This window comes from Pseudomonas sp. GW821-FHT02H06 (assembly GCF_059421525.1).
In genome coordinates this window covers 187,343-210,899 of the sequence record NZ_JBWKVD010000004.1, presented here as the reverse complement: position 1 = coordinate 210,899, position 23,557 = coordinate 187,343, and the positions used below count along the sequence as shown (strand labels likewise).

The 23,557-nt window shown below is 62.2% G+C and carries 22 protein-coding genes; 15 read left to right on the top strand and 7 right to left on the bottom strand.

Going from position 1 to position 23,557, the window contains the following annotated elements; all coding sequences use genetic code 11:
- Positions 1-186 precede the first annotated feature (186 nt).
- A complete protein-coding gene (locus AC07VF_RS09275) occupies positions 187-1,293 on the top strand; it encodes an NADH:flavin oxidoreductase/NADH oxidase (protein ID WP_495007879.1) in 1,107 nt (368 codons plus the stop codon).
- Between the two features lie 49 nt (positions 1,294-1,342).
- Here AC07VF_RS09275 and AC07VF_RS09270 read toward each other — a convergent pair whose 3' ends face one another.
- The 6 genes from AC07VF_RS09270 to ydcS all read right to left on the bottom strand — a co-directional run bounded on the left by AC07VF_RS09270 (position 1,343) and on the right by ydcS (position 6,029).
- The gene (locus AC07VF_RS09270; protein ID WP_192170782.1) at positions 1,343-1,669 is read right to left on the bottom strand and encodes a type II toxin-antitoxin system HicB family antitoxin; all 327 of its coding nucleotides are present in this window, start codon (positions 1,667-1,669) and stop codon (positions 1,343-1,345) included.
- Positions 1,666-1,920: a type II toxin-antitoxin system HicA family toxin gene (locus tag AC07VF_RS09265; protein ID WP_346625565.1), complete on the bottom strand. Its 255-nt coding sequence runs from the start codon at positions 1,918-1,920 to the stop codon at positions 1,666-1,668. The genes AC07VF_RS09270 and AC07VF_RS09265 overlap by 4 nt, the downstream gene beginning before the upstream one ends.
- Positions 1,921-2,061: 141 nt before the next feature.
- Positions 2,062-2,871, bottom strand: a complete 810-nt coding sequence (locus AC07VF_RS09260; protein WP_495007878.1) for an ABC transporter permease — start codon at positions 2,869-2,871, stop codon at positions 2,062-2,064.
- Positions 2,861-3,811 carry an ABC transporter permease gene (locus tag AC07VF_RS09255; protein WP_495007877.1) on the bottom strand — a complete coding sequence of 317 codons (951 nt, stop codon included), beginning with the start codon at positions 3,809-3,811 and terminating at the stop codon, positions 2,861-2,863. Before AC07VF_RS09255 ends, AC07VF_RS09260 begins: the two co-directional genes overlap by 11 nt.
- A gap of 1 nt (position 3,812) precedes the next feature.
- Positions 3,813-4,874, bottom strand: coding sequence for an ABC transporter ATP-binding protein (locus AC07VF_RS09250; RefSeq protein ID WP_495007876.1), 1,062 nt, complete (start codon positions 4,872-4,874; stop codon positions 3,813-3,815).
- A gap of 3 nt (positions 4,875-4,877) precedes the next feature.
- Complete coding sequence (gene ydcS / locus AC07VF_RS09245; protein WP_192170785.1) at positions 4,878-6,029, bottom strand: putative ABC transporter substrate-binding protein YdcS; 1,152 nt, start codon at positions 6,027-6,029, stop codon at positions 4,878-4,880.
- A 255-nt stretch (positions 6,030-6,284) separates the two neighbouring features.
- On the opposite strand from ydcS, the gene AC07VF_RS09240 reads away from it, so the two are divergent.
- The 14 genes from AC07VF_RS09240 to AC07VF_RS09175 all read left to right on the top strand — a co-directional run bounded on the left by AC07VF_RS09240 (position 6,285) and on the right by AC07VF_RS09175 (position 22,659).
- A complete protein-coding gene (locus AC07VF_RS09240; RefSeq protein WP_192170786.1) occupies positions 6,285-7,043 on the top strand; it encodes a tellurite resistance TerB family protein in 759 nt (252 codons plus the stop codon).
- Between the two features lie 405 nt (positions 7,044-7,448).
- Positions 7,449-9,011, top strand: a complete 1,563-nt coding sequence (locus tag AC07VF_RS09235) for a methyl-accepting chemotaxis protein (protein WP_244655837.1) — start codon at positions 7,449-7,451, stop codon at positions 9,009-9,011.
- A 9-nt stretch (positions 9,012-9,020) separates the two neighbouring features.
- The gene (locus AC07VF_RS09230) at positions 9,021-9,557 is read left to right on the top strand and encodes a chemotaxis protein CheW (RefSeq protein ID WP_192170788.1); all 537 of its coding nucleotides are present in this window, start codon (positions 9,021-9,023) and stop codon (positions 9,555-9,557) included.
- Positions 9,554-10,909 (top strand): CheR family methyltransferase, encoded by a 1,356-nt coding sequence (locus AC07VF_RS09225; protein ID WP_495007875.1) that lies wholly within the window; start codon positions 9,554-9,556, stop codon positions 10,907-10,909. Before AC07VF_RS09230 ends, AC07VF_RS09225 begins: the two co-directional genes overlap by 4 nt.
- The gene (locus tag AC07VF_RS09220) at positions 10,906-11,589 is read left to right on the top strand and encodes a chemotaxis protein CheW (RefSeq protein ID WP_495007874.1); all 684 of its coding nucleotides are present in this window, start codon (positions 10,906-10,908) and stop codon (positions 11,587-11,589) included. The genes AC07VF_RS09225 and AC07VF_RS09220 overlap by 4 nt, the downstream gene beginning before the upstream one ends.
- On the top strand, positions 11,586-13,922 hold the full coding sequence (locus tag AC07VF_RS09215) for a hybrid sensor histidine kinase/response regulator (protein ID WP_423571775.1): 2,337 nt from the start codon (positions 11,586-11,588) through the stop codon (positions 13,920-13,922). Before AC07VF_RS09220 ends, AC07VF_RS09215 begins: the two co-directional genes overlap by 4 nt.
- The gene (locus AC07VF_RS09210; RefSeq protein ID WP_192170792.1) at positions 13,919-14,929 is read left to right on the top strand and encodes a chemotaxis response regulator protein-glutamate methylesterase; all 1,011 of its coding nucleotides are present in this window, start codon (positions 13,919-13,921) and stop codon (positions 14,927-14,929) included. Before AC07VF_RS09215 ends, AC07VF_RS09210 begins: the two co-directional genes overlap by 4 nt.
- 45 nt (positions 14,930-14,974) lie before the next feature.
- The gene (locus AC07VF_RS09205; protein WP_192170793.1) at positions 14,975-15,979 is read left to right on the top strand and encodes a response regulator; all 1,005 of its coding nucleotides are present in this window, start codon (positions 14,975-14,977) and stop codon (positions 15,977-15,979) included.
- Between the two features lie 159 nt (positions 15,980-16,138).
- A protein-coding gene (gene prfB / locus AC07VF_RS09200) for a peptide chain release factor 2 (RefSeq protein ID WP_108120905.1) occupies positions 16,139-17,234 on the top strand; the annotation gives its coding sequence in 2 pieces (ribosomal slippage) (positions 16,139-16,210 and positions 16,212-17,234; 1,095 coding nt in all).
- A 114-nt stretch (positions 17,235-17,348) separates the two neighbouring features.
- Positions 17,349-18,851, top strand: coding sequence for a lysine--tRNA ligase (gene lysS, locus AC07VF_RS09195; RefSeq protein ID WP_495007873.1), 1,503 nt, complete (start codon positions 17,349-17,351; stop codon positions 18,849-18,851).
- A gap of 211 nt (positions 18,852-19,062) precedes the next feature.
- Positions 19,063-19,794, top strand: coding sequence for a TetR/AcrR family transcriptional regulator (locus AC07VF_RS09190; protein ID WP_463583754.1), 732 nt, complete (start codon positions 19,063-19,065; stop codon positions 19,792-19,794).
- An 18-nt stretch (positions 19,795-19,812) separates the two neighbouring features.
- Positions 19,813-20,370 carry a hypothetical protein gene (locus AC07VF_RS09185; RefSeq protein ID WP_369304411.1) on the top strand — a complete coding sequence of 186 codons (558 nt, stop codon included), beginning with the start codon at positions 19,813-19,815 and terminating at the stop codon, positions 20,368-20,370.
- Positions 20,371-20,397: 27 nt separating this feature from the next.
- On the top strand, positions 20,398-21,675 hold the full coding sequence (locus tag AC07VF_RS09180; RefSeq protein ID WP_074892251.1) for a flavohemoglobin expression-modulating QEGLA motif protein: 1,278 nt from the start codon (positions 20,398-20,400) through the stop codon (positions 21,673-21,675).
- Between the two features lie 75 nt (positions 21,676-21,750).
- On the top strand, positions 21,751-22,659 hold the full coding sequence (locus tag AC07VF_RS09175; protein ID WP_495007872.1) for an alpha/beta hydrolase: 909 nt from the start codon (positions 21,751-21,753) through the stop codon (positions 22,657-22,659).
- Positions 22,660-22,774: 115 nt separating this feature from the next.
- On the opposite strand, the gene lptF is transcribed toward AC07VF_RS09175, so the two are convergent.
- Positions 22,775-23,557, bottom strand: coding sequence for a lipotoxin F family OmpA-related lipoprotein LptF (gene lptF, locus AC07VF_RS09170; RefSeq protein WP_495007871.1), 783 nt, complete (start codon positions 23,555-23,557; stop codon positions 22,775-22,777).

The following is a 23,557-nucleotide window of genomic DNA, read 5'->3' as shown; positions in this document are numbered from 1 at the left end:
ACTGCGATCAACTTGCGGTGTGGCCACTGACGCCTTCCCGGCTAAAGCCAGTGCTACAGGTGAACGCGTTGTTTCAGGATGTCTGGCTTCAGCCGGGAAATGAGTGAACCCTCACTTCGCTCGGGTTGTCGACTAGGCTCAAGGTTCGCAACGTATGGAACCTGCCACACGACCTGAGAGGTGCCCATGAGCCTGCTGCTTGAACCCTACACCCTTCGCCAACTGACCTTGCGCAATCGCATTGTGGTTTCGCCGATGTGTCAGTACAGCTGCGCCGACGGCCTGGCCAATGACTGGCATCTGGTCCATCTGGGCAGTCGCGCGGTCGGCGGCGCCGGGCTGATTTTCACCGAAGCGGCGGCGGTAACCCAGGACGGGCGCATCACCCCGGAAGACCTCGGCCTCTGGAACGACGAGCAGATCGAGCCGCTTCAGCGCATCACTCGATTCATCAACGCCCAAGGCGCGGTGGCCGGCATTCAGCTGTCCCATGCAGGACGCAAGGCCAGTACATGGCGGCCGTGGGTGAGCCAGAGCGGCGCCATCCCTGCCGACCAAGGCGGCTGGGCGACCTGGGGCCCCTCGAAGATCGCTTTCGACCCGACCTACACCGTGCCTACGGCGCTGGATGAAGCCCAGATTCAGGACATCATCAAGGCCTTCGTCGATGCTGCCAAACGTGCTTTGACCGCAGGTTTCAAAGTGGTCGAAATCCACGCTGCCCACGGTTATCTGCTGCATCAGTTCCTGTCGCCGCTGAGCAACCAGCGTCAGGATCAATACGGTGGCTCGTTCGAAAACCGCATCCGTCTGACCCTCGAAATCACCAAAGCCGTGCGTGAAGTCTGGCCCGCAGACCTGCCGTTGTTCGTGCGCGTCTCGGCCACCGACTGGGTGGAGGGCGGCTGGAACGCGGATGAAACCGTCGAGCTGGGCAAACGCTTGAAAGAGCTGGACGTTGATTTGGTTGATGTGTCTTCCGGCGGCACTGCGGCCAAGGCCGAGATTCCGGTGGGCCCGGGCTATCAGACTGAATTCGCCGCTCGAGTGCGCAGCGAGTCAGGCATTGCCACCGGCACCGTGGGCATGATCACCGAACCCACCCAGGCCGACACCATTCTGCGGACGGGCCAGGCTGATCTGATCTTCCTCGCCCGCGAACTGCTGCGCGATCCGTACTGGCCGCTGCGTGCCGATGAACATCTGGGCGGACGCCAAGCCACATGGCCCGCGCAATACCAGCGGGCAACGCACCGCGACCAGCCGATTCATGAGTCGGATTTACGGGATTGAGGCGCAGGCGCGGAACGCCTGTATAGGCTATTCGCTTATAAATATGGGGTCAGATGGCTTGCCGAAGCAGGTCACTGACCCATTGGTTGATGCTTTTATGCGCCAACTCCGCTTGTGACGCCACGCTTGCATGCAACTCAGGTTCCAGCCGTAAGCTCAGTTTTCCGGAATAGGTTTTCTGTGGCTCACGGCCCAAGCGTTCGCAGACTTCAAGATAGTCGTCCACCGCCTCTTCAAACGCCGATCGTAGCTCTTGTACCGACTGGCCATGAAAGCCAATCACGTCTTTGATCCCCGCGACATGCCCTACGAAGAGGCCGTCTTCATCGCTGTAGTTGATCCGGGCTGAGTAGCCTTTGTAGTTCATGATGTTCATGGAGTAACTCCTGCGTGCTCAAGGAACGCTCGCGCGTCACGAACCTGGTACGGCTTCGCACCCTTGTCCGGGTGCGGCCGGTGAAAGGTCGCCACTACGCCATTGAGTTCGAACCTGACCCTTGAGCCACTGCCTTCTATGGTTTTTGCGCCTAACGCCGCGAAGAGCGACTCCAGTCGACTCCATTCCAGGTTATGGGGGACGGGTTTGGAGAACACGATTTTTAAGGTGCCAGCTTGTCGATTATTCATGGTATCAAAATATGATACTGACAAGCCCGAGCCTAGTGCGATGTTGTAGGAAAAGGAGACACGTCAGGGCTCCTGCGTCTTAATCCTCCCCAGCTCGCCCTATCTGCCTCCCGTCGTGGGAAGCACGCTGCCCCAACCCGCTCACTTCCCCCCACTCCCCGCCACGCTTTCCCCGCCCCGAGTGAGGTAGTACGCGCCGAGGATCGGCAGCATGGTCGCTATCATCACGAGCATCGCCACGACATTGGTCACTGGCACGTCCCGTGGGCGGCTGAGTTGGTTGAGCAGCCAGATGGGCAATGTGCGCTCATGCCCGGCAGTGAAGGTGGTGACGATGATTTCGTCGAACGACAGGGCAAACGCCAGCATGCCGCCGGCCAGTAGCGCCGAGCCGAGGTTAGGCATGATGATGTAGCGGAAGGTCTGCCAGCCATCGGCGCCGAGGTCCATCGAGGCTTCGATCAAGCTGTGGGATGTGCGGCGCAGGCGGGCGATAACGTTGTTGTAGACGATCACCACGCAGAAGGTCGCGTGGCCGACGATGATGGTGAACATGCCCGGCTCGATCCCCAGGGTCTTGAACGCCGACAACAAGGCCAGACCCGTGATGATGCCGGGCAGGGCGATGGGCAGAATCAGCATCAGCGAGATGCCGTCCTTGCCGAAGAAGTCCCGCCTGTACAACGCTGCCGAGGCCAGCGTCCCGAGCACCAATGCGATCAGCGTGGCGACGCAGGCGATTTGCAGCGAAAGCTTGATCGACTCCAGCACGTCAGGCCGCGCGAATGCCACGCCGATCCACCTCAGGGTGAAGCCTTTCGGCGGGAAGCTGAAGGCGGCGTCTTCGGTGTTGAAGGCGTAGACGAAGATGATCAGGATCGGAAAGTGCAGAAACACCAGACCGCCCCAGGCTGCGATCTTCAGGGCCCACGACGCTTTATCAGAGTGCATCGAAAGCCCCCAGACGCTTGACGATGGCCAGATAAACCGCGATCAGCACGATCGGCACCAGCGTGAACGCTGCTGCCATCGGCATATTGCCGATGGCGCCTTGCTGGGCGTAGACCATGCTGCCGATGAAGTAGCCCGGCGGGCCGATCAGTTGCGGCACGATGAAATCCCCCAGGGTCAGCGAAAACGTGAAGATCGAGCCCGCTGCAATGCCCGGCACCGACAGCGGCAGAATCACCTGCATGAACGTCTGCCGGGGCGTGGCGCCCAGGTCGGCGGAGGCGTGCAGCAGTGACGGCGGCAAGCGCTCGAGGGAAGCCTGAATCGGCAGGATCATGAACGGCAGCCAGATGTAGACGAACACCATGAATCGCCCCAGATGCGAGGTCGACAAGGTGCTGCCGCCAATGCCGGGCACGCTCAACAGCCCCTGCAACACCGGCGCCAAACCCAAATGCTGAACGAACCATTGCGCGACGCCGCCCTTGGCCAGCAGCAGCGTCCACGCATAGGCCTTGACGATGTAACTGGCCCACATCGGCATCATCACCGCGATGTAAAAGAACGCCTTGGTTTTGCCGGTGGTGTAGCGCGCCATGTAATACGCGATGGGGAAGGCGATGATGGCGCTGGCGATGGACACTGCGACCGCCATGCTCAGGGTGCGGCGGATGACGTCGAAGTTGGCCGGGTTGAACAGCGCGCCGAAGTTCGCCAGGGTCAGGTCCGGCGTCACGGTCATGCTGAAGTCGTCGAAGGTATAGAAGCCCTGCCACAACAGGCCCAGCAGCGAGCCGAGGTAAATCGCGCCGAACCACAGCAGCGGCGGGATCAGCAGCAGCGACAGGTACAGATTCGGGCGGCGATAGAGCAGGTTGGAAAAGCGTCGGAATGGCGATTGCCGTTGCGTCGGCGCCGAGCCAGTGAACGTCTGCCCCATCTCAAGGCGCCTCGCCCGTCGCGATTTCTGGCGACTCACGTGGCGCGTCATGTAGCGCAATCATCGCTTCCCGCGCCCAGCATACCGTCAGGCGTTGCCCCGGCTGATAGCGCGCGCCGGTGTCCAGCCATTGGCTGTTGGCCTGACTGACAGTGAGTGTCTGGCCGTTGTCCAGTTTGACCTCGTAGCGGGTGGCACTGCCCTGATATTGGATGTCGTGCAGCACGCCGCTGAGCTGAATGTCGTGCGTCGCAGTGCCGCTCTCGGCAAAACGGATGTGCTCGGGCCGAATCGAAAAAGCGCCCGGGCTGCCGGTCAATGCCTGGGCCAGTTCGCCGCGCACAACGTTGGAGGTGCCCACGAATTCCGCCACGAAGGTCGTCGCCGGTTTCATGTACAGATTGCGTGGCGTATCGACCTGCTCGATGCGGCCTTTGTTGAACACCGCGACCCGGTCCGACATCGACAGCGCTTCGGTCTGGTCGTGGGTGACGAAGATGAAGGTGATGCCCAGCTGGCGCTGCAGTTTCTTCAGCTCGCTCTGCATCTGTTCGCGCAGCTTCAGGTCGAGGGCGCCGAGGGGCTCGTCGAGCAGCAGCACCCGCGGCCGATTGACCAGTGCACGCGCCAGGGCCACACGCTGGCGCTGTCCGCCGGACAGTTGCACAGGTTTGCGCGCGCCATAGCCGTCGAGCGCCACCATGTTCAGGGCCTCGTCGGCTCGCTTGATCCGCTCGGCCTTGCCGACGCCTTTGACTTTCAGGCCATAGGCAACGTTGTCCCGCACGTTCATGTGCGGAAACAGCGCGTAGTCCTGAAACACCGTGTTGACGTCACGCTGGTACGGCGGCAAGCCGGCGGCTTCCTGGCCATGAATGCGAATCGACCCGGCGCTGGGTTGCTCGAAGCCTGCGATCAGGCGCAGGCAGGTGGTCTTGCCGGAACCCGAGGGGCCGAGCATCGAAAAGAACTCGCCGTCCTCAATGTCGATGGACACCCGGTCCACGGCTTTCACCTCGCCGAACAGCCGCGAGACCTGGGTGAACTGGACAGCGTGGGTCATGGCTTAACGCCCGCCCATGATCGCAATGTAATCCTGCGTCCAGCGGCTGTACGGTACGTATTTGCCGCCCTCGGCCTGGGGTGTTTTCCAGAAAGCGATCTTGTCGAACAGGTCAAACCCGTTGGTCTCGCAACCCTCGGCGCCGAGCAGCTCGTTGCCCTTGCACGCGTCAGGCACCACCGGCAGGGAGCCGAACCAGGCCGCAACGTCGCCCTGAACTTTCGGTTGCAGCGACCAATTCATCCATTTGTAGGCGCAGTTGGGGTGTTTGGCCTCGGCGTGCAACATCGTCGTGTCGGCCCAGCCGGTGGCGCCTTCCTGGGGGATGGTCGAGGCGACGGGCTGCTTGTCGGCGACCAGCCCATTGACCATGTAACCCCACGAACTCGACGCTGCCACACCTTCGTTTTTCACGTCGCTCATCTGCACCGTCGCGTCATGCCAGTAGCGGTGAATCAGCGGCTGCTGAGCGCGAAGCAGGTCGAGTACCGCCTTGTACTGGGTCTCGGTGAGCTGGTAAGGGTCGACGATGTTCAGTTCCGGTTTGGCGGTCTTCAAATACAGCGCGGCGTCGGCGATGTAGATCGGCCCGTCGTAGGCCTGGACCCGGCCCTTGTTCGGTTTGCCGTCGGGCAAATCCTGCGGCTCGAACACCACGCTCCAGCTCACCGGCGGCGTCTTGAACACGTTGGTGTTGTACATCAGCACGTTCGGGCCCCATTGGTACGGCGTGCCGTACGTTTTGTTCTCGACCGTGTACCAGGGGCCGTCTTTCAGGCGCGGGTCGAGGGTCTTCCAGTTCGGGATCAGCGTGGGGTCGATGGGCTGCACACGCTTGCCGGCGATCAGTCGCAACGACGCATCGCCCGACGCGGTGACCAGATCATAGCCGCCCTTGGTCATCAGGCTGACCATCTCGTCGGAGGTTGCGGCGGTCTTGACGTTGACCTTGCAGCCGGTTTCCTGCTCGAAGCCGGTCACCCAGTCGTAGGCCTTGTCGCTTTCGCCGCGTTCGATGTAGCCCGGCCACGCCACGATATCCAGTTGCCCCTCGCCATCGCCCACCGCCGTGAGTGCTTCAGCGGCCTGCACCGCGCCGCTGGTGAATAGGGCGGTGATCACGGCGCTGAGAATCGCAGTCTTGTGCACGGACATGGTGGGTTTGCCTCATGGTGGTTGTTTGGGCAGAGATTGGTGGTGCAGAGCGTAGTGCCCCGTTCGATCCTCGACAAACTTGGCGCAGCAAATACCGCGCCCGTTCGTGCAGGGCGGATGCGATTGAATGAAAACCATCCGGCCTCCGGACGCTCAGTCGCCGCAACATTCAGAAGCAAACCCGCCCGGCGCGCGTCGGTGTCTTCGCCTTAACCTGCGGGTCGAATCGTCTGTCCCCCTTCTGAAGGTGAAGTCATGAACACGCGCGGTTTACTCGATCAACTGTTGAAATCCGGCCAGGACCTGCTGCAAAACAAGGCCGGCGCTCACGACAAGAGCGGCAAAAGCGGGCAAAACGGGCAGGGCGGTCTCGGCGATCTGCTCGGCAAAGTCGGTGGCAGCGGCTTGGGCGGCAAGTTGGGCGGGAGCCTTGGCGGGCTGCTCTCCGGGGCCGGTGGCGGCGCGTTGGCAGCGGGCGCGATGGGCTTGCTGATGGGCAACAAAGGCGCACGCAAAATGGGCGGCAAAGCGCTGACCTACGGCGGGCTCGCAGCGTTGGGCGTGTTGGCGTACAAGGCCTACGGAAACTGGCAGGCGAGTCAGGGTGTGGCGCAACCGGTTGAGCCGCAAACCGTGGACCGCGTGCCGCCGGCCCAGGTCGAGCAGCACAGCGAGGCCATCCTGCGGGCGCTGGTGGCAGCGGCCAAGGCCGACGGCCACGTTGACGACCGTGAACGCGAACTCATCGAAGGCGAGTTCACCCGCATCACCGGCGACAACGAACTGCAGCAATGGCTGCACGCTGAACTGAACAAGCCGCTGGACCCGGCCGATGTCGCCCGCGCGGCGCAGACCCCGGAAATCGCCGCCGAGATGTACCTGGCCAGCGTGATGATGGTCGACGAAGAACACTTCATGGAGCGCGCTTACCTGGACGAACTCGCCAGGCAGCTGAAGCTCGATCCCGCCCTCAAGACTGAGCTTGAGCACCAGGTGCGTCAGGCGCAGCCTTAAACCGTCAGCCTGTCCAGCGACCCGCCCCGGATACACCATCCGACACCCGCAAACCTGCCGGGTCAGGCCCAACACCCGTTGGGGTCTGACCCGCATTTCTCCCTCGTGCGCTGAACGTCCGCTGCAGACATCCGCCAACAACGCACTCGTACCATCAAGCAACGTCACATCAAGCCGATAGCGTGTAAGACACTTCCGATCTGGCTGTGTGATATGGCGTTTTCCTTGTCGGAAACAGCCCGTTTATTGGGAAGTCACTAGGCTATACTCCCGCTCGCTTTGGACCGTCCGTCGGTCCGCTTCTTGAACCCGGTCATGCCGGCGTTGAACCCTTGAGGGCTGACTGTGAAGAACTGGACGTTGCGTCAACGGATTTTGGCGAGCTTCGCTGTCATCATCGCCATCATGCTGTTGATGGTGATCGTGTCGTTCAATCGCCTGCTGGTGATCGAGAGCAGCGGCGATGCCGTACGACTGGACGCGCTGCCAGGCGTTTTCTACAGCAGCACCGTGCGCGGCGCCTGGGTCGAAAGCTACGTAGCCACCCAGCATTTGCTCAGTGAAGGCGCCGGTCGCGACCTCACCAGCGCTGAAGAAGACCAGTACAAAGAATTCGAAGACCGCCTGCAGGCGCAGATCGTCAATTACCAGAAAAGCATCTTCGACGAATCGGATCGCAACGACTTCGCCCAGTTTCTGCAACTGCGCGAGCGCTACCAGTTGGTGCTGAACGGTGTGCTCGCGGCTTATCAGGGCGACAACTACGCGCTGGCCCAACGGATTTTCGCCGAGCAACTCACCCCCACGTGGTTTGAGGGTCGCAAACAGCTGAACGCACTCGGCGCCAAGAACAAGGTGGTCGCCGACAAGGCGTCCGACGCCATTCAAGCCGCCGTCTCCAGCGCCAAAATCACCCTCGGCATTTCGTTGATCATTGCCTTGCTGGCGGCCGCCGCGTGCGGCCTGTTGCTGATGCGCGCGATTCTGGCGCCGATGAATCGCATCGTGCAGATTCTCGAGACCATGCGCACCGGCGACCTGAGCACGCGGCTGGCGCTGGATCGCAACGATGAATTCGGATCAGTGCAGACTGGCTTCAACGACATGGTCGCCGAACTTGCGGCATTGGTGTCCCAGGCCCAGCGCTCGTCGATTCAGGTGACCACGTCGGTGACCGAGATTGCTGCCACCTCCAAGCAGCAACAGGCGACGGCCACAGAGACCGCGGCGACCACCACGGAAATCGGCGCCACGTCGCGGGAAATTGCCGCAACGTCCCGGGATCTGGTGCGCACCATGACCGAAGTAACCTCAGCGGCGGATCAGGCTTCGGTCCTGGCGGGCTCCGGTCAGCAAGGCCTGGCGCGCATGGAAGAAACCATGCACTCGGTCATGGGCGCGGCCGATCTGGTCAACTCCAAGCTGGCGATCCTCAATGAGAAGGCCGGCAACATCAATCAGGTCGTGGTGACCATCGTCAAAGTCGCCGACCAGACCAACCTACTGTCACTCAACGCCGCCATCGAAGCGGAAAAAGCCGGCGAATACGGCCGTGGTTTCGCCGTGGTCGCCACCGAAGTCCGGCGTCTGGCCGACCAGACCGCCGTGGCCACCTACGACATCGAGCAGATGGTTCGCGAGATCCAGTCGGCGGTGTCGGCGGGCGTCATGGGCATGGACAAGTTCTCCGAAGAAGTGCGTCGCGGCATGTACGAAGTGACCCAGGTCGGCGAGCAGCTTTCGCAGATCATCCATCAAGTGCAGGCCCTGGCGCCGCGTGTGTTGATGGTCAACGAAGGCATGCAGGCTCAGGCCACTGGCGCCGAACAGATCAACCAGGCGCTGGTGCAGTTGGGTGATGCCAGCAGCCAGACCGTCGAATCCCTGCGTCAGGCCAGCTTCGCCATCGACGAGCTCAGCCAGGTGGCGGTGGGGCTGCGTAGCGGCGTTTCGCGTTTCAAGGTCTGAGTCAGGCCCATGATCGAGCATTCAGCCAAGCGCAGCGTTGCGGTGTCGCCGAAGAACAAGCTGTTTCTGCTGTTCCGGATCGGCGCGGAACGCTATGCGCTGCAAGCGACAGAAGTCGCCGAAGTGCTGCCACGGCTGATGCTCAAGCCTATCGCCCAGGCGCCGCACTGGGTCGCGGGTGTGTTTGCCCACCGCGGTGCGATCGTCCCGGTCATCGATCTCAGCGCGCTGACCTTCGGCCATCCCGCCCCGTTGCGTACCAGCACACGGCTGGTGTTGGTGCATTACCGCCTCGGCGGCGATCGCCCGCCGCGTGAGTTGGGCCTGATCCTCGAACAGGCGACCGACACGCTGCGCTGCTCGCCCCATGAATTCAAAGCCTACGGGCTGGACAACTCACAGGCGCCGTATCTGGGCCCGGTGCGCGAGGACGAACACGGCCTGCTGCAATGGATACGTGTGGATGACTTGCTCAGTGACGCCGTGCGCGAACTGTTGTTTCCCGAGGAGCCCATGAGCCTGGATGCCTTCGAGGCGGCGCCATGAGCAGCGACGCGCGTTTCTTCGCCTTTCTCAAGGACCGCATCGGGCTGGACGTCGCGTCGGTGGGCGAGGCGATCATTGAGCGCGCCGTGCGTCAGCGCTGCACGCTGTCCCAGGCGCGGGACCACGACGACTACTGGCAGACGCTGCTGGTTTCGGCGGACGAGCAACAGGCGCTGATCGAAGCGGTGATCGTCCCCGAAACCTGGTTTTTCCGTTACCCGGAATCCTTCGCCACCCTCGGCAAGCTGGCCAACGCCCGGTTGGCGCAGCTCAATGGCGTGCGTCCGCTGCGGATTCTCAGCCTGCCGTGCTCCACCGGCGAAGAGCCTTATTCCATCGCCATGGCGCTGTTCGACGCCGGTCTGCGCGGGCCGCAGTTCAGCGTCGAGGCAGTGGACATCAGCCCGCTTTCGATACAGCGCGCGCGCCAGGGCGTGTATGGCAAGAACTCCTTTCGCGGCGACCAGCTGGGTTTCCGGGAACGTTTTTTCAGCGCGGTCGAGGAGGGCTATCGACTGGAGGAGCGGGTGCGTGATCAGGTCCGCTTTCAGTCCGGCAACCTGCTCGATCCCGCTATGCCGGTGGCGCAGTCGGCCTACGATTTCGTGTTCTGCCGCAACCTGCTGATCTACTTCGACGTCGACACCCAGCGTCAGGGTTTTGATGCGCTGAAACGCATGACCCGCGACGACGGCGTGCTGTTCATCGGGCCCGCCGAGGGCAGCCTGCTCGGGCGCATGGGCATGGTGTCGATTGGCATTCCCCAATCGTTCGCCTTTCGTCGGCGTGACGAGGCCACCTCCGAACCCCACAGCGTCTGGACTGCCCCAGCCATGGCGCCGTCGCGAAGCGATTCATCGCCTGCTCAGCCAACGTCTGCTTACCCAACATCGGCCCTGTCGCGCGGCGCTCGTAAACCGCAGCCCTTTGCGCCGAGGTTGTTGAATGATCCTGCGCTGACCGAAGAACGCAGGGCTGCGCTCAGACCCGACATCAAAGCGGTGGCGGCGCCGGGCGCGGGCAACGGCGACGCTGCCGAGTTATTGCGCAGCATCGCGGCCCTTGCCAATGAAGGCCGCAGTGCCGAGGCGAAGGTGGCCTGCGAGCAGTACCTCAAGCGCTTCGAACCTGTTGCCCCGGTGTTCTACTGGCTGGGCCTGCTCAGCGAAGTGGCGGGGGAGGCGAGCGCGGCACAAGGGTTTTATCGCAAGGCGTTGTATCTGCAACCGCAGCATCCGGAAACCCTGGCGCAACTGGCCGCGCTGCTCGCCGCCCAGGGCGACAGCGCAGGGGCCCGGAGGCTCCAGGAGCGCGCGGCACGGGGTGTCACTAAAGAAGGACGCAGCGGATGAGTCGCGTACACACAGAGCTGGTCAGCGACACCGCCGAGGCGATCGACGACTGCTGGAACCGCATCGGCATCCATGGCGACCGGTCCTGCCCGCTACTTGCCGATCATATTCATTGCCGCAACTGCTCGGTGTACTCGGCAGCGGCAACACGCTTGCTCGACCGTTACTCGCTGGCCCAGGAGCAGCGCGTGTCGATGCACACCGATGCGCTGGCCGTCGACGTCGAAACCCGCTCGACCGTGGTGTTTCGTCTCGGCGAAGAGTGGCTCGGCCTGCCGACCCGGTGTCTGGTGGAAGTGTCGCCGGTGCAAGCCATTCATTCGCTTCCACATCATCGTTCCCGCGCCTTGCTGGGCGTTGCCAATGTGCGCGGCGCCCTGGTGGCCTGCCTGTCGTTCGTCGAACTGCTCGGGCTGGACCCTTCAGTCGCGCCGGTCGGGGATGCCCGCACAATGCCGCGCATGCTGATTGTTTCGGCAGACGGCGGTCCGGTGGTGGTGCCGGTGGACGAGGTTGACGGCATTCATGCCATCGAAGCGCGCCTGCTGGACACCGCCTCGACGTCGGCACAGAACAACAACGCACGCTTCACCCGAGGCGTCGTGCAATGGAAGAACCGCAGCCTGCGCCTGCTCGATGAAGACCAGCTCTTGTCGGCCGTGAACCGGAGCCTGACATGACGCCCGATCAAATGCGCGACGCGTCGCTGTTCGAACTCTTCACCCTGGAGGCGGAAGCCCAGACTCAGGTGTTGAGCGCGGGCCTGCTGGCCCTTGAGCGCAATCCGACTCAGGCTGATCAACTGGAAGCGTGCATGCGCGCGGCCCATTCGCTGAAAGGCGCGGCGCGGATTGTCGGGGTCAACGCGGGCGTCAGCGTTTCCCACGTCATGGAAGACTGCCTTGTCAGCGCCCAGGAAGGCCGATTGCACCTGCTGCCCGAGCACATCGACGCCTTGCTGATGGGCACCGATCTGCTGATGCGCATCGCCACGCCCGGCGCCAGCGTGCCTCAGGCGGATGTGGACGGCTATGTGGCGCTGATGAACAACATGGTCAGCGCCGATCCGGCCATGAAAGCCATGCTGGTGCCCACCGCGTTGCCTTCCCTTGAAGACATCCTGCTTGCCAACGCGCAGTCGCTGGTCACCTCGCTTCAGTCTGCGCAGGATTCGGCCGCCGAAGAACTGGCCGCCGCCGTCGTCGAGCCCGTTGCCGACCTGGCGCCTAAAGCAGATGGCCTCGGTGAACGACGTGTGGCCGAGACCGGTGAAAGGGTCCTGCGCGTCACTGCCGAACGCTTGAACAACCTGCTGGACCTGTCGAGCAAGTCGCTGGTCGAGACCCAACGGTTGAAGCCTTATCTGGCCGCGATGCAGCGGGTCAAACGCACGCAGACCGGCGCCACCCGAGCACTGGACAGTCTTGAAGCCTTGCTCGGCGCCAACACCGATCCCGACGCGCAAAAGGCGCTGGAGGAAGCGCGGCGTCTGCTCGGCGAAGCGCAGCATTTGCTGATTCAACAGACGGCCGATCTCGATGAGTTCGGCTGGCAGGCGTCGCAACGCGCGCAACTGCTCTACGACACTGCGCTGGCCTGCCGCATGCGCCCGTTTGCCGATGTGCTGGTGGGTCAGGCGCGCATGGTCCGGGATCTGGGGCGCTCGCTGGGCAAGCAGGTGCGCCTGGAAATCGACGGCGAAAAGACTCAGGTCGATCGCGATGTGCTGGAAAAACTCGAAGCACCGCTGACCCATTTGCTGCGCAACGCGGTCGACCACGGCATCGAACTGCCCGCACAGCGCCTCGCCTGCGGCAAGCCGGCCGAGGGGCTGATTCAATTGAAGGCCTCGCACCAGGCCGGGCTGCTGGTGGTCGAGCTGATCGATGACGGCGCCGGCGTCGACCTCGAACGCCTGCGCCTGAATATCATTGAGCGCAAGCTCTCGCCCGCCGAAACCGCTGCGCAGTTGAGCGAGGAAGAACTGCTGAGCTTCCTGTTCCTGCCCGGTTTCAGCATGCGCGACACGGTCACCGAAGTGTCCGGTCGAGGCGTCGGCCTGGACGCGGTTCAACACATGATTCGGCAACTGCGTGGCGGCGTCGAAATGGACCAGCGCGCCGGGCAGGGCAGCCGTTTCCATCTGGAAGTGCCGCTGACCTTGTCGGTGGTGCGCAGTCTGGTGGTGGACGTTGGCGGCGAAGCGTATGCCTTTCCGCTGGCGCACATCGAGCGGATGCGTGACGTGCGCGCCGACGAGATCGTGCAGCTGGAAGGGCGTCAGCATTTCTGGCACGAGGAGCGGCATGTCGGGCTGGTCGCCGCCACTCAGTTGCTTAACCGCCCGGCCAGCCAGCACAGTGAAGACGTGCTCAAAGTAGTGGTCATTCGCGAGCGCGATGCCGTGTATGGCGTCGCCGTGGAACGCTTCATCGGCGAACGCACGCTGGTGGTTCTGCCGCTGGATCCGCGCCTGGGCAAGGTTCAGGACATTTCCGCGGGCGCCTTGCTCGACGATGGCTCGGCGGTGTTGATCATCGACGTCGAAGACATGCTGCGTTCGGTGGAGAAACTGCTCAATACCGGACGCCTGGCGCGCATTGACCGGCGCAGCCAGCAGGCGGACACCCGAGCTCGCAAGCGCGTGCTGGTGGTGGATGATTCGCTGACGGTGCGCGAGCTGGAGCGCAAGTTGCTGGCCAGCCGGGGTTACGACGTCGCGGTGGCCGTGGATGGCATGGACGGGTGGAACGCCTTGCGCGGTGAGGATTTCGACTTGCTCATCACCGACATCGACATGCCGCGCATGGACGGTATCGAACTGGTGACGCTGGTGCGCCGCGACAGCCGTCTGCAATCGCTGCCGGTGATGGTGGTGTCGTACAAGGACCGTGAAGAAGATCGCCGTCGCGGTCTGGACGCCGGCGCCGATTACTATCTGGCCAAGGCCAGTTTCCATGACGACGCGCTGCTCGATGCGGTCGTTGAGTTGATAGGAGATGCGCAGGGATGAAGATTGCCATCGTCAACGACATGCCCATGGCAGTGGAGGCGTTGCGCCGCGCGCTGGCCTTTGAGCCGGCGCACCAGATTGCCTGGGTGGCCAGCAATGGCGCCGAGGCGGTGGAGCGTTGCGCGCAGCTGACCCCCGACCTGATCCTGATGGACCTGATCATGCCGGTGATGGACGGCGTGGAGGCCACTCGACGTATTATGGCGGCGACGCCGTGCGCCATCGTCATCGTCACCGTGGACCGCGAGCAGAATGTGCATCGGGTATTCGAAGCCATGGGCCATGGCGCGCTGGACGTCGTCGACACGCCCGCGCTGGGTGCCGGCAACCCCAAGGATGCCGCCGCGCCTTTGTTGCGCAAGATACTTAATATAGGCTGGCTCATTGGCGAGCGGGACACGCGGGTTCGCCCTGTGCCGCCACCGGTGCGCGAGTCGGCACAGCGTCAGCGGTTGATCGCGATCGGCTCATCGGCCGGCGGCCCTGCGGCGCTGGAAATACTGCTCAAGGCGCTGCCGACGGATTTCCCGGCCGCCATTGTGCTGGTGCAGCATGTGGATCAGGTGTTCGCCGAAGGGATGGCGCAATGGCTGAGCAGCTCTTCGGGGCTGGAGGTCAGGCTGGCGCGCCATGGCGAGCCGCCGCAAGTGGGCACGGTGCTGCTGGCAGGCACCAACCACCATATTCGTCTGCTCAGGAACGGCACGCTGGCGTACACCGCAGAGCCGGTTAACGAAATTTACAGGCCCTCCATCGACGTGTTTTTCGAAAGTGTGGCCAGCTATTGGAATGGTGACGCAGTGGGTGTTTTGTTGACCGGCATGGGCCGTGATGGTGCGCAGGGACTCAAGCTGATGCGTCAGCGGGGCTTTCTCACCATCGCCCAGAATCAGGAAAGCTGTGCGGTGTATGGCATGCCCAAAGCGGCCGCGGCCATCGACGCCGCCACGGAAATTCGCTCTCTGGAATCGATTGCACCTCGCTTGAAGGAGGTATTCACCCAATGAATTTCCAGGTGATTTCACAGCCGACCTGTGACCAGGAGACCCCGAATGCATGATTTGCAACTGGACGATCTGCACGCCACGGATGAAAACGCTGCCATGGTGTTGCTCGTCGACGATCAGGCCATGATCGGCGAGGCCGTCCGACGTGGGCTGGCACAGGAAGAAAACATCGACTTCCACTTCTGCGCGGACCCTCATCAGGCGATTGCCCAAGCGATCCTGATCAAGCCGACGGTCATTCTTCAGGACCTGGTCATGCCCGGCCTCGACGGCCTGACGCTGGTGCGTGAGTACCGCAGCAATCCGAAGACCCGGGACATCCCGATCATCGTGCTTTCGACCAAGGAAGACCCGCTGATCAAGAGCGCCGCCTTTGCCGCCGGGGCCAACGATTACCTGGTCAAACTGCCGGACAACATCGAACTGGTCGCGCGCATTCGTTACCACTCGCGCTCGTACATGACCCTGCTGCAGCGCGATGAAGCCTATCGTGCGTTGCGCGTCAGCCAGCAACAGCTGCTCGACACCAACCTGGTGCTGCAACGCCTGATGAACTCCGACGGCTTGACCGGCCTGTCCAACCGCCGCCACTTCGACGAGTACCTGGAGCTGGAATGGCGCCGTTCTACCCGTGAGCAGACGCAGATCTCGCTGTTGATGATCGACGTGGATTACTTCAAGGCCTACAACGACGCCTTCGGGCATCTCGAAGGTGACGAAGCCCTGCGTCAGGTCGCCAAAGCCATCCGCGCCAACTCCAGTCGTCCCTCCGATCTGCCCGCACGTTACGGCGGCGAAGAGTTCGCGCTGGTGCTGCCCAATACCTCCCCGGGTGGCGCACGTTTGCTGGCGGAAAAACTGCGCCAGACCATCGCCAGCATGAACATCCCCCACGTCGCGCCCAGCCAGGGCTCGAGCCTGACGGTCAGCATCGGTCTCGCCACTGTCGTCCCGCAAGTGGGCAGCCACAGCCGCCAGCTGATTCAGACTGCGGATCAGGGGCTGTACGCGGCGAAGCATAACGGGCGCAATCAGGTGGCGATGGGGTAGGGCGGGGATCCACATTCCTGCGCGCTCTGGCCGTAACCAGGTGATGTCCCCGCAAAGAACGACGATCACGGCCCAGCCCTGCCCAACGGGCTGCCATCGGGGGGTTCGCTGCGCTATACTCGCCGGCTTTGTGAAAATCGCCTGCGAGTGCTGCCCACCATGGAAATCAACCCGATCCTAAACAGCATCAAGGACCTGTCCGAGCGCTCCGAAACCATTCGGGGGTATCTTTGACTACGATCACAAACATGATCGTCTGACCGAAGTTAACCGCGAGCTCGAAGATCCAAACGTCTGGAACAACCCGTCGTACGCCCAGGAACTGGGCCGCGAGCGTTCGCTGCTGGCGCAGATCGTCGACACCCTCGACGAAATGAGCACCGGCCTGGTGGATGCCAAGGACCTGTTGCTGATGTCCGCCGAAGAAGAAGACCAGGCCGCCGTCGATGACGTCGCCGCTGAAGTCGAGCGCCTGCGCGAGGCCCTGGAAAAACTGGAATTCCGTCGCATGTTCAGCGGCGAGATGGACCAGAACAACGCCTACCTGGACATCCAGGCCGGTTCCGGCGGCACCGAAGCCCAGGACTGGGCGAACATCCTGTTGCGCATGTACCTGCGCTGGGCCGACAAGCGCGGCTTCGACGCGACCATCATGGAGCTGTCGGCCGGTGAAGTCGCCGGCATCAAAGGCGCCACGGTGCACATCAAGGGCGAATACGCATTCGGCTGGCTGCGCACCGAAATCGGCGTACACCGTCTGGTCCGCAAGAGCCCGTTCGACTCCGGCAACCGTCGCCACACCTCGTTCTCGGCCGTGTTCGTTTCGCCGGAAATCGATGACAACATCGAAATCGACATCAACCCGTCGGACCTGCGCATCGACACCTACCGCTCCTCGGGCGCCGGTGGTCAGCACGTCAACACCACTGACTCGGCGGTCCGGATCACCCACGTGCCGACCAACACCGTGGTCAGCTGCCAGAACGAACGTTCCCAGCACGCCAACAAAGACACCGCGATGAAGATGCTGCGGGCACGCTTGTACGAGCAGGAAGTGCAGAAACGCAACGCGGCCTCGCAAGCGCTGGAAGACACCAAGTCGGACATCGGCTGGGGTCACCAGATCCGTTCGTACGTGCTCGATGCCTCGCGCATCAAGGACCTGCGCACCAGCGTCGAACGCAGCGATTGCGACAAGGTGCTCGATGGCGACATCGACGAATACCTGATCGCGAGCCTCAAACAGGGCCTGTAATCGCCACACCACTGTTGCGGGTCGGGCGCGTCATCATGACGTCGCCGCCCGCGATCCTTCGTTGCGCTTCCCGGCCAGACGAAGGGCCACGAACCTGTGATGGATAATCAAGACATGAGCGACCAACAACTCGACCCGCAAGCCCAGCAACAGGAAGAAAACAGCCTGATCGCCCTGCGCAAGGAAAAACTTGCGGCCGAGCGCGCCAAGGGCAACGCCTTCCCGAACGACTTCCGTCGCGAAAACTACTGCAACGACCTGCAGAAACAGTACGCGGACAAGACCAAGGAAGAGCTGGCTGAAGCGGCGATTCCGGTCAAGGTTGCCGGGCGCATCATGCTCAACCGTGGCTCGTTCATGGTGATTCAGGACATGACCGGTCGCATCCAGGTCTATGTCAACCGCAAGACGCTGTCGGAAGAAACCCTGGCCTCGGTGAAAACCTGGGACATGGGCGACATCATTGCAGCCGAAGGCACCCTGGCCCGTTCCGGGAAGGGCGACCTGTACGTCGAAATGACCAATGTCCGCCTGCTGACCAAGTCCCTGCGTCCGCTGCCCGACAAGCACCATGGCCTGGTCGATACCGAGCAGCGTTATCGCCAGCGTTACGTCGACCTGATCGTCAATGATGACGTGCGTGAAACCTTCCGCGTTCGCTCGAAAGTCATCGCCCACATCCGCAGCTTCCTGATGCAGCGCGACTTCCTTGAAGTCGAAACGCCGATGCTGCAGACCATCCCGGGCGGCGCTGCGGCCAAGCCGTTCGAGACGCACCACAACGCGCTGGACCTGGAAATGTTCCTGCGCATCGCGCCGGAGCTGTACCTCAAGCGTCTGGTTGTGGGTGGCTTCGAGAAAGTGTTCGAGATCAACCGCAACTTCCGTAACGAAGGCGTTTCGACCCGGCACAACCCCGAGTTCACCATGCTCGAGTTCTACCAGGCCTACGCTGATTACGAAGACAACATGGACCTGACCGAGGAGCTGTTCCGTGAGCTGGCCCAGCTGGTGCTCGGCAGCACTGACGTGCCGTATGGCGACAAGGTGTTCCACTTCGGCGAGCCGTTTGCGCGTCTGTCGGTGTTCGACTCGATCCTCAAGTACAACCCCGAGCTGACCGCCAATGACCTGAACGACATCGACAAGGCCCGCGCCATCGCCAAGAAAGCCGGTGCCAAGGTGCTGGGCTTTGAAGGTCTGGGCAAGCTGCAGGTGATGATTTTCGAAGAGCTGGTTGAGCACAAGCTGGAGCAGCCGCACTTCATCACCCAGTACCCGTTCGAAGTGTCGCCGCTGGCCCGTCGCAACGATGACAACCCGAACGTCACCGACCGCTTCGAGCTGTTCATCGGCGGCCGCGAAATCGCCAACGCCTATTCCGAGTTGAACGACGCGGAAGACCAGGCCGAGCGTTTCATGGCTCAGGTGGCGGACAAGGATGCGGGCGACGACGAAGCCATGCACTACGACGCAGACTTCGTCCGGGCGCTGGAATACGGCATGCCGCCGACCGCGGGCGAGGGCATCGGCATCGACCGTCTGGTCATGCTGCTGACCAACTCGCCGTCCATTCGGGACGTCATCCTGTTCCCGCACATGCGGCCGCAAGCCTAAGCGTCAAAACAAGCCGCCTGCGCAGGGCGGCTTTTTTTTGTCTGTTCGTAGTGCTCGGCTGCATTTGGAAATGCTATCGCGAGCAAGCTCACTCCTGCAGGGGCACTCCGCCGATTGCAGGAGTGAGCTTGCTCGCGATGACGTCGGCGCAGACACCGCCGTAAGCTGACGTTGCTGTGATGTGAATGACTCGAAAAAAGGAAATCCAGTTGTGAACCGCACCATCGCTCAAAAGGGAGCCGCTGGCCTGGCCACGGCAGTCGCACAGAGTGTTCAGTATCAGGGCCGCAAGGCGAGTCGACAGGGAAGTGAACAGCGTCGCCAACAGATCCTCGATGCGGCCATGCGCATCCTCATCCGTGACGGCGTCCGGGCCGTGCGGCATCGCGCGGTCGCAGCCGAGGCGCAAGTGCCGCTCTCTGCCACCACCTACTATTTCAAAGACATCGATGACCTGCTCACCGATGCCTTCGCGCAATACGTTGAACGCAGCGCGGCGTACATGGCCAAGCTGTGGACCAACACCGAGGCGCTGCTGCGCGAGATGGTCGCGCGCAATGACGGCAGCGCCGAGGCCCGCGCCCGGCTGGCGGATGAGATCGCGCGCATGACCATGGAGTACGTGCGTCATCAATTGCTGACCCGTCGCGACCAGCTCATTGCCGAGCACGCCTTCCACCTCGAAGCGCTGATCAACCCGCGTCTGGCGCCACTGGTGAGTGCCCACCAGCAGATTTTGCTGCAGGGCAGCGCCCAGTTTCTTGAAGTCATGGGCTCGGTCCAGCCGCAACTGGACGCCCAAGTGTTGACGGGGCTCATCTGCCGGATGGAATATCAGGGGCTGCTCAACGGGCCTCTGCCCGGCGCAGACGAAGAAATGCTCGCTATTCTTACTCGCCAGATGCATCTGGTACTGGGCACTGCCAAGCCGATGGCTGGCTGATACCTCAAGGAGAACCCGATGAGAGTCTGGAGCGTATTGCTCGCCCTGTCGTTCGCGCTGTTGAGCGGATGCCTGGTGACGTTCAAGGACCCGATTCCGGTCAGCAACACCGCCCCGCCCAAATTGCTCGGCACCTGGAGCAGCAAAAATGCCTGGGGCGAGCCGCTCGAACTGGAAATCAGCCGCGCCGGCCCCGACCGTTACAAAGCGGTCAGCTACCGTAAGGGCGATCGCAAAAACCGTGACGAGTACGCCTTCACCGTGTCGCGCCACGGCAGTCGCTGGTACGTGTCCGCCGCGCTGCCTGACAAATACGGCGGCAATTACGTCATCGCCGGTTTCGACCTGATCGACAACGAGAACGGTGCCGACGAACTGGTGGTCTATGACCTGGACCTGGAGCGGTTTCAGCAGTTGGTCGAGCAGAAGAGTCTCGACGGCGAGCGGGTCGATACGGTGAAGGGCGACGGTATGCTGATCTCAAGTCCCATGGACAAGGTCTTTGCCTACCTCGACGACCCGGCCAATTCCGACGTCTTTCTCAAAGCAGCTCAATATCAGCGCATGACCAAATAGCGCAAACGGTTCAATAAGGGGTACCGGGTGGACGAATACCAACAGACTATTCGCACGTTGTCCGATCGTATCGTGGTGGCGCAGACGCCGATTCGAATCCTTGATGCCGTGAAATGGGATGACAACATCCGCAAGACCTTCCTCGACGGCAAAGGCAAACACCTGCCGGAAGTCGACCGCGCGTACTACGAAAATCGCCCGCTGGGGTTTGATTCCGGCGCGGTGAAGCTGGAGTTCCAGAACATCGAGCGTGACATCACCCGGCAGTTGGGCCAGTTCAACCCGGTCGGGCAGATCATGCGGCGCATGTGCAAAGAGTACCGGATGGTCATCCGGATGCTTGAAGCCCGCGGCACTCCGGACTTCGGCCTGATCTCCCAGGAGCTGTACGGCGCGGCGTCCGATGCCTTCCACGCTGGCGACCCGACGCTGTCCGACCTCGGCATGATGCTCTCCGATTACCTGAACAACATCGCCGGTCGCGGGGACCTCAAGGATGAGCCGAAAATCCTGACGGCCAAAGACGCCGTCGCCATGCTGCAGACCCGGCTTAATCGCACGTTTGGCGAGGCTGAAGAGACGATCCGGGTGTTCGAATCCGACGGCATTGTGGCGGACGCTGCGGCCGGCGCCGATTACATCAAGATTCGCAGCGACGCGATGTTCAACGAACGTGATGTTCGGGCGCTGGAAGTCCATGAAGGTCTGGTCCACGTCGGCACCACGCTCAATGGGCAGAATCAGCCGATCTGCACCTTCCTGTCCAAAGGCCCGCCCTCGTCGACCGTGACCCAGGAAGGCCTGGCGATTCTGATGGAGATCATCGGTTTTGCGTCCTACCCGAGCCGCCTGCGCAAGCTGACCAACCGCACCCGCGCCATTCACATGGCCGAGGAGGGCGCCGACTTTTTGCAGGTGTTCGACTTCTACCGCGAGCAAGGCTTCGGCATGTCGGAAAGCTACGGCAACGCCAGTCGGGTATTCCGGGGCTCGGTACCGAATGGGCTGCCATTCACCAAGGATCTGTCCTACCTCAAGGGCTTCATCATGGTCTACAACTACATTCAGTTGGCCGTGAGAAAGGGCAAGCTGGAGCAGGTGCCGCTGCTGTTCTGCGGCAAGACCACGCTGGAGGACATGCGCACGTTGCGTCAGTTGGTGGACGAAGGCCTGGTGGTGCCGCCCAAGTACCTGCCTGATCAGTTCCGCGACATGAACGCGCTGTCGGCGTGGATGTGCTTCTCCAACTTCCTCAACCACCTGAGCCTGGACCGGATCGAAGCAGACTACTCGAATATTCTGTGAGTCTGTGGGCGCTGATGAATCGGCGCCTCTGTCAGGTCTCCCGTCGTGTGCAAATCCAGAATCGAAGGACATCGCTTGAAGCGTCTTCTTACCTTGCTCCTGGTCATCTCCCTCAGCGGCTGCAGCGAATGGCTGTTCTACCCGGAACGCGGTCTGCCGCTGACGCCGGACAAAGCCCACCTCGCTTGGCGCGATGTCACCCTCACGGCGGCCGACGGCACCAAACTCAACGCATGGTTTCTGCCGGCCAAGCCCGGCGTGCCGGTGAAGGGCACGGTGCTGCACCTGCATGGCAACGGCGGCAACATGGCCTGGCACCTGGCGGGGAGTTGGTGGTTGCCGGAGCAGGGCTACCAAGTGCTGCTGGTGGACTATCGCGGTTATGGCCGGTCCGAAGGCGAGCCGAGTCTGCCGGCGGTTTATCAGGACATCGATGCGGCCTTTGACTGGCTGAACGCTGCGCCTGAGGTGCAGGGCAAGCCGCTGGTGGTACTCGGGCAAAGTATCGGCGGCGCGCTGGCCGTGCATTACTTGTCGGAGCACCCGCAACAGCGCGCGCGGGTCAAGGCGCTGGTGCTCGATAGCGTACCGGCGAGCTACCGCGAGGTCGCGCGCTATACCCTCAGCACGTCGTGGCTGACGTGGCCCATCAAACGGCCGCTGTCGTGGGTGATTCCGGACGGCGACAGCGCCATCAACGGCATGCCGCAGCTCAAGGGCACGCCGATGCTGCTGTTCCAGAGCCTGGACGACACGCTAGTGCCGCTGCACAACGGCATCAGCCTGTATCAGGCCGCGCCGGCGCCGCGTGTGCTGCAACTGACGCGTGGGCCCCACGTGCAGACCTTCGGCGACCCCACATGGCGCGAGGTCATGGTTCGCTATCTGGATGATCCGCAGCACTTCAACGGCCTGCGCAGGCTGGGGGAAATTCCGAATTATCCTGACCCTCAAACCGGCAAGTCGGCGCCATCCTCTCCATAGCCTGCGGAGCAGCACCGCAAGCGACACTTCGTATCACTCGCATTTTGAAACCGCCACAAAAGAGCCCCGCCTGTTTCGCAACAGGCGGGGCTCTTTATGTGCCGCTACAACCGCATTACTTCATCGAAGAGCGCGGTGCTACTGGCTGGTTGTCGTTGGAAATGGTGACTTCCACGCGACGGTTCATGGCACGGCCCGAGGCGCTGGTGTTGTCAGCAACCGGGTACTCCTTGCCATAACCCTGGGCAACGATACGCTCTGGGCCTACGCCCATTTTGATCAGAGCCATGCGCACGGAGCTGGCGCGGCGCTCGGACAGGGAGTCGTTGTAGGCAGCGGAACCGGTGCTGTCGGTGTAGCCTTCAACGATGACTTTGCGATCAGGGTTTTCCTGAAGGAACTGGGCCAGCTTGTTGACGTTGACCAGACCCGAAGATTTCAGCTCAGCCTTGTTCAGGTCAAACAATACGTCGCCGAAAGTCACCAGCGTGCCGCGTTCGGTCTGCTTGGCGTTCAGGCTGTTCTGCAGGGCCTTGATCTGAGCGTCACGAGCATCCAGACGAGCCTGGGCACGTTGGGCCGCAGCGCCTTTCAGATCGTTTTCAGCGGTCTTCAGGTTGATGGTCTGCTTGGCCAGCTCAACGCGCTGGTTGGTCAGATAAGCCAGTTGGTCGACCTTTTTCTGGTCATCGTTGTTGCGGTACGCGGCATCTGCCTTGTCCAGCCACTCGCTGGCGTCTTTGGTTTCCAGCGCAGCCAGTTCAGTTGCTTTAGGGTTGCTTTGCAGCGCCGAGTAGTTGGTGCGGGCTTGTTCCAGGTTTACGTTCGGCTGCGACGAGCACGCCGCCAGACCAACGCTCAAAGCCAGCAGGGCAGGAATAAGTACTTGTTTACGCAT

Coding starts and splice junctions, on each gene's coding strand:
- lysS (WP_495007873.1), top strand. CDS start 17,349: ATGAGCGACCAACAACTCGACCCGCAAGCCCAGCAACAGGAAGAAAAC.
- AC07VF_RS09205 (WP_192170793.1), top strand. CDS start 14,975: ATGCATGATTTGCAACTGGACGATCTGCACGCCACGGATGAAAACGCT.
- AC07VF_RS09255 (WP_495007877.1), bottom strand. CDS start 3,811: ATGGGGCAGACGTTCACTGGCTCGGCGCCGACGCAACGGCAATCGCCA.
- lptF (WP_495007871.1), bottom strand. CDS start 23,557: ATGCGTAAACAAGTACTTATTCCTGCCCTGCTGGCTTTGAGCGTTGGT.
- AC07VF_RS09270 (WP_192170782.1), bottom strand. CDS start 1,669: ATGAACATCATGAACTACAAAGGCTACTCAGCCCGGATCAACTACAGC.
- AC07VF_RS09265 (WP_346625565.1), bottom strand. CDS start 1,920: ATGAATAATCGACAAGCTGGCACCTTAAAAATCGTGTTCTCCAAACCC.
- AC07VF_RS09275 (WP_495007879.1), top strand. CDS start 187: ATGAGCCTGCTGCTTGAACCCTACACCCTTCGCCAACTGACCTTGCGC.
- AC07VF_RS09185 (WP_369304411.1), top strand. CDS start 19,813: ATGAGAGTCTGGAGCGTATTGCTCGCCCTGTCGTTCGCGCTGTTGAGC.
- AC07VF_RS09210 (WP_192170792.1), top strand. CDS start 13,919: ATGAAGATTGCCATCGTCAACGACATGCCCATGGCAGTGGAGGCGTTG.
- AC07VF_RS09225 (WP_495007875.1), top strand. CDS start 9,554: ATGAGCAGCGACGCGCGTTTCTTCGCCTTTCTCAAGGACCGCATCGGG.
- AC07VF_RS09215 (WP_423571775.1), top strand. CDS start 11,586: ATGACGCCCGATCAAATGCGCGACGCGTCGCTGTTCGAACTCTTCACC.
- AC07VF_RS09235 (WP_244655837.1), top strand. CDS start 7,449: ATGCTGTTGATGGTGATCGTGTCGTTCAATCGCCTGCTGGTGATCGAG.
- AC07VF_RS09260 (WP_495007878.1), bottom strand. CDS start 2,871: ATGCACTCTGATAAAGCGTCGTGGGCCCTGAAGATCGCAGCCTGGGGC.
- AC07VF_RS09220 (WP_495007874.1), top strand. CDS start 10,906: ATGAGTCGCGTACACACAGAGCTGGTCAGCGACACCGCCGAGGCGATC.
- AC07VF_RS09230 (WP_192170788.1), top strand. CDS start 9,021: ATGATCGAGCATTCAGCCAAGCGCAGCGTTGCGGTGTCGCCGAAGAAC.
- ydcS (WP_192170785.1), bottom strand. CDS start 6,029: ATGTCCGTGCACAAGACTGCGATTCTCAGCGCCGTGATCACCGCCCTA.
- AC07VF_RS09240 (WP_192170786.1), top strand. CDS start 6,285: ATGAACACGCGCGGTTTACTCGATCAACTGTTGAAATCCGGCCAGGAC.
- AC07VF_RS09250 (WP_495007876.1), bottom strand. CDS start 4,874: ATGACCCACGCTGTCCAGTTCACCCAGGTCTCGCGGCTGTTCGGCGAG.